At 29.4% G+C, this 4,933-nt stretch carries 3 protein-coding genes, 1 tRNA gene and 1 other annotated feature; all 4 genes read right to left on the reverse strand.

What is annotated here, in order from left to right; all coding sequences use genetic code 11:
- Window positions 1-605 precede the first annotated feature (605 nt).
- Window positions 606-1,979: a UDP-N-acetylmuramoyl-L-alanine--D-glutamate ligase gene (murD, locus tag Q0G30_RS13700; protein WP_294391177.1), complete on the reverse strand. Its 1,374-nt coding sequence runs from the start codon at window positions 1,977-1,979 to the stop codon at window positions 606-608.
- Window positions 1,980-2,166: 187 nt separating this feature from the next.
- On the reverse strand, window positions 2,167-2,952 hold the full coding sequence (locus tag Q0G30_RS13705) for a phosphatase PAP2 family protein (protein WP_294391179.1): 786 nt from the start codon (window positions 2,950-2,952) through the stop codon (window positions 2,167-2,169).
- A gap of 124 nt (window positions 2,953-3,076) precedes the next feature.
- Entirely contained in the window at window positions 3,077-4,468 is a 1,392-nt protein-coding gene (locus Q0G30_RS13710; RefSeq protein WP_294391182.1) for a glycine--tRNA ligase, read from the reverse strand.
- Window positions 4,469-4,517: 49 nt separating this feature from the next.
- Window positions 4,518-4,683 (reverse strand) — a binding site (T-box leader).
- 173 nt (window positions 4,684-4,856) lie between these two features.
- A tRNA-Asn gene (locus Q0G30_RS13715) sits at window positions 4,857-4,931 on the reverse strand.
- Window positions 4,932-4,933: the final 2 nt, after the last annotated feature.

The raw sequence follows: 4,933 nt of genomic DNA on the forward strand, positions 1-4,933 counted from the left end.
GCCAGCGTTCGTCCTGAGCCAGGATCAAACTCTCACTAAAAAGTTTAATCATTTGCTCAAATTACTTTGAGTCTTTATTTTAAGACTCTCAAAAGAATTGCTGGTTACTTAATTTATATTCTGTTCAATTTTCAAAGATCATTTCGCAATCAACTTGACTGCTTATTCATAATATCATTTATCATCTTAGCTGTCAACACTTTTTTTAAAAACTTTTTTAGTTTTTTTGTGTTATTCGCCTTTCGTCTCTCTCAAACTTTATTGTTTGTTCCCGACGACGTGTTTTATATTAACATGTTTAATAATATATAAGTAACCATTTTATTTCATTTTATAAATTTTATTTTATTTTTTCTCTCTTTTTCTCTTTTTTTCTCTCTTTTTCATATGATGATACTCTAGGATATGTTGATACCTTTTATAACAAGAAACTTTTAATTTTTAATCCAAAATACCTTAATTCTATATATTTATATTAACTGACATTTTATATTTTATATAAATATTCTAACAAAAGACTTAAATATACAAATAAAAAAAAGAAGTAAAATTCACATCTTACCTCTTTTAATATTAATATTTAATTTATAAAATTATAATCTATTCTATAAACTATTTATTATTTCTTTAAACCTATCTCCCCTTACTGCAAAATTAGGGAACATATCAAATGATGCACAAGCTGGTGATAAAGTTACAATATCTCCGGCTTCAGCTATTTCTTTTGCTTTATTGACAGCTTCCTCTAAAGAGTTCACCATAACAATTGGAACATTTATATTCTTCTCTAATTTCAATTTATCGAAAGCTTCTTTTATTAAATATTTAGTATCTCCTAAAAGTATTAATTCTTTTATATAAGGATATCCGTTTTCAGCCAAAGGCTCAAATGGTATATGCTTATCATAGCCACCAGCTATTAATATTACTTTTCTTTCAAAAGCTAATAATCCTGCAAGCGTTCTAGTTGGACTAGATGCAATAGAATCATTATAATACTTTACTCCATCAATTTCTCTTACCAACTCACATCTATGTTCAACTCCAGTAAAACTTTCCGCAACCTTTTTCATAGTTTCAATTGTTACATCATCTTTAGTTGCACTAAAAGCTGCTAAATAATTTTCTACATTATGCATACCTTTAATAACTATATCTTCTTTTTTACAAACTATATTTCCATCTAAATATAATGTTTCTTCATTAAAGTATGCTCCCTTATTAAGTATTCTCTTTGAAGAAAATTCTCTTATTTCAGCTTTTGCTTCTTTCTCAAAACCATAAGTTATATCATTTTCTCTATTTAAAACTAAAACATTATCGCTACTTTGATATAAAAATATATTTTTCTTTGCATCTATATATTCTTGCATATCCTTATGCATGTCTAAGTGATTTGGTGCTAGATTTGTAACAACAGCTACTTCAACAGGTAAATTCATAGTCATAAGTTGAAAACTTGATAATTCTAAAACTACCATATGATCTTCTTCTATTTCTTCTATATTAGAAAACAAAGGTGTACCTATATTTCCCCCTACCCACGTTTTATATCCCTGGGCTTCTAATAATTTAGATATTATAGTAGTAGTTGTTGTCTTTCCATCTGAACCTGTTACAGCATATATTTTCCCTTTACAGTACCTTACAAACTCCTCCATTTCAGACGTTATATAAGCCCCTTCTTTTTTTGCTCTTACTAGTGCGTCGCAATCAATTCTCATTGACGGAGTTTTAAATATAACCTCATATCCCGTTAATTTATCTAAGTATTTTTCTCCTAATTGTAACTTTACACCTTTTCTTTTGAAATCAACAGCAACTTTTCCTAATGCTTCTTCACTCTTCATATCAAATCCTGTTACATTAGCTCCCAATTTCACTAAAAAATTAATTAAAGGTATATTACTAACCCCAATTCCTACTACAGCAACATTTTTTCCACTAATAAATTTTTTAAATTCACAAAAATTTTTCATTAATTGCCTCCACACTCATACACATTATAAACTTATCTACTTTTATATTATTAATTCTTTCCAACATATAAATAATTATATCATTATAAATTCTTATATTCTATAAATTATAATAACTTAATACTTACTCTACAAAAAGATGCTTGAGTTATCTCAAACATCTAAAATAGTAGCTATTATTTTATGCTTAATATTTAGGAAGTATATCTGCATCTAACATATCGCCCATAGGCTCATCTATCTTTTTACCTTTAACATCTCTCTCTTTAGTTGCTTCTAATACTATCATCATACCTATTTGTTTTCCTAACTTTGCACCCTCATATAAATCTGATTTAAAATGTACTCCTCCATATAATCTTGATGATGACATATCCTGATGTATTTTTAATAACTTATTTTTTTCTTTTGGAAAATAATACATTAATATTTCTATTGCTGTAGCCATTACTACAGAATATATTGATGGATAACTCGGAGATTTAGGAGTCTCTATATTTACAGCTAAATCTTTATTTATTTGAATAGGTCTTGGAGAGTCCCAAAAATATTTGAAATATGATGCTATTATATAAGCATCATTAATACTCTTGCTTAATATAGATAGTATTCTTGCTGCAGAACCCTGTGATTCATTATATTCTGATAGTAATTTTAATGCTATGGACATTATATTTTCAATTAAATTTTCGCTACTCCAATAATCTGCAACTTTAACTTGATCCTGTGTAATGTTATTTAATAAATATTCCAATTCTCTCATATCATCTTTAAAATTTATATCTTTAGGATTTTCAATGTTCCAAAAAATAACCCTTCCGTTATTATTAACAAAAACCCCATTTCCTGCATAATTAAAATAATTCAGCGGCCAATATCCAGCATTACAATCTACGCCCTTAGGAAATGTTGTCTGTTCACCATATGGAATCTGAGACCACCTTAGCATCTTCATAGGATATTTATTATACATTCTATCCTCCAATTAAGTTATTCGATCACACTATATTATATTATAATTTAACAATTTTGATAATATTTTGTATTTTGTAAAAAAGCGTTAGAATATACTTTAAAGTATATCCTAACGCTGTAAATTAAAATTCTAGACTTTTTGCGATAAAGTTATTTAATTCCTCTATTTTAACTCTTTCTTGAGTCATTGAATCTCTATGTCTTATAGTAACACATCCATCATTTTCAGTTTCAAAGTCAACTGTTATACAGAATGGTGTTCCTATCTCATCTTGTCTTCTATATCTCTTACCAATACTTCCTGTTTCATCATATTCAACGTTGAAGTTCTTAGCTAACATTGAATATACTTCATCAGCTTTTTCTGATAATTTTTTAGATAATGGTAATACAGCAGCTTTGTATGGAGCTAAAGCCGGATGTAAATGCATAACTGTTCTTACATCTCCACCTTCTAATTCCTCTTCATCATAAGCATCAACTAAAAATGCTAGTGCAACTCTATCCGCACCTAATGATGGTTCTATACAATATGGAATATATTTTTCATTAGTTGTTGGATCTAAATATGTCATATCTGTTCCTGAATGTTCAGCATGCTTCTTTAGGTCATAATCCGTTCTATCAGCTATTCCCCAAAGTTCTCCCCAACCAAATGGGAATAAGTATTCTATATCTGATGTAGCATTTGAATAGAATGATAATTCTTCTTCACCATGATCTCTCATTCTTAAAGATTCCGCATTAACTCCTAGGTTTAATAAGAAATTCCAGCAATAATCTTTCCAATATCCAAACCATTCTAAATCTGTACCTGGCTTACAGAAGAATTCTAATTCCATTTGCTCGAACTCTCTTGTTCTGAAAGTAAAGTTTCCTGGAGTAATTTCATTTCTAAAAGACTTACCAATTTGAGCTATTCCGAATGGTACTTTCTTTCTAGAAGTTCTTTGAACTGATTTGAAATTAACAAATATACCTTGTGCCGTTTCTGGTCTTAAATATACTGTACTAGCTGAGTCTTCAGTTATTCCTTGGAAAGTCTTAAACATTAAATTGAACTTTCTTATATCAGTATAATTCATTTTTCCACACTTAGGACAAACAATATTATTCTTAGTTATGTATTCCATTAACTCTTCATTAGTCCATCCATCTGCACAAGCAACCTCTACACCTGTCTCAGTCATATGATCTTCAACTAGTTTATCAGCTCTAAATCTTGATTTACATTCTTTACAATCCATTAAAGGATCTGAGAATCCACCAACATGCCCTGATGCAACCCAAACTTCTGGATTCATTAATATTGCACAGTCAACACCTACATTATAAGGACTTTCTTGAACAAACTTTTTCCACCAAGCTTTTTTAACATTATTTTTAAACTCTACTCCTAACGGACCGTAATCCCATGAGTTAGCAAGTCCTCCGTATATTTCTGATCCCGGGAATATAAAACCTCTGCTTTTACATAAAGCAACGATTTTATCCATAGTCTTTTCTACTGCCATTTTTAATCCTCCTAAATATTTTTTTATAATAAAAAAAGCCTTATAACCATAAAGGGACGAAAATAAATTCCGCGGTTCCACCCTTCTTGGCTAAAGCCCAACTTTCTAAATTAACACTCAAAAGCTCCCTTGGTCTTAACTTCATAATGATTTTCACCTACCATCATCTCTCTAAAAAGAATATTAAAACTACTTTTCTTTCTCAACATGTTTATTAAATTTTATATATTAATTTTATCAAATACCCTTTATATGTCAAGATAAATTACGTAGTCTTTTTTATTATCTTCAAATACAACATAAAAATAATCCTTATTCATACTTATAAAAAAAGAGTTTTGTATCAACAGACATTATCTGTTCTTACAAAACTCTTTTAAAATAAAAATGGCTCCGCGAAGAGGACTCGAACCTCCAGCCTATCGGTTAACAGCCGAGTGCTCCACCATTGAGCTATCGCGGAAT

Origin of the sequence: uncultured Clostridium sp., assembly GCF_934754925.1 — a bacterium.
Lineage (GTDB): Bacteria > Bacillota > Clostridia > Clostridiales > Clostridiaceae > Clostridium.

Excerpts from the sequence above, each read along its gene's own strand:
- Q0G30_RS13705 (WP_294391179.1), bottom strand. The coding sequence starts at position 2,952 with ATGTATAATAAATATCCTATGAAGATGCTAAGGTGGTCTCAGATTCCA.
- Q0G30_RS13710 (WP_294391182.1), bottom strand. The coding sequence starts at position 4,468 with ATGGCAGTAGAAAAGACTATGGATAAAATCGTTGCTTTATGTAAAAGC.
- murD (WP_294391177.1), bottom strand. The coding sequence starts at position 1,979 with ATGAAAAATTTTTGTGAATTTAAAAAATTTATTAGTGGAAAAAATGTT.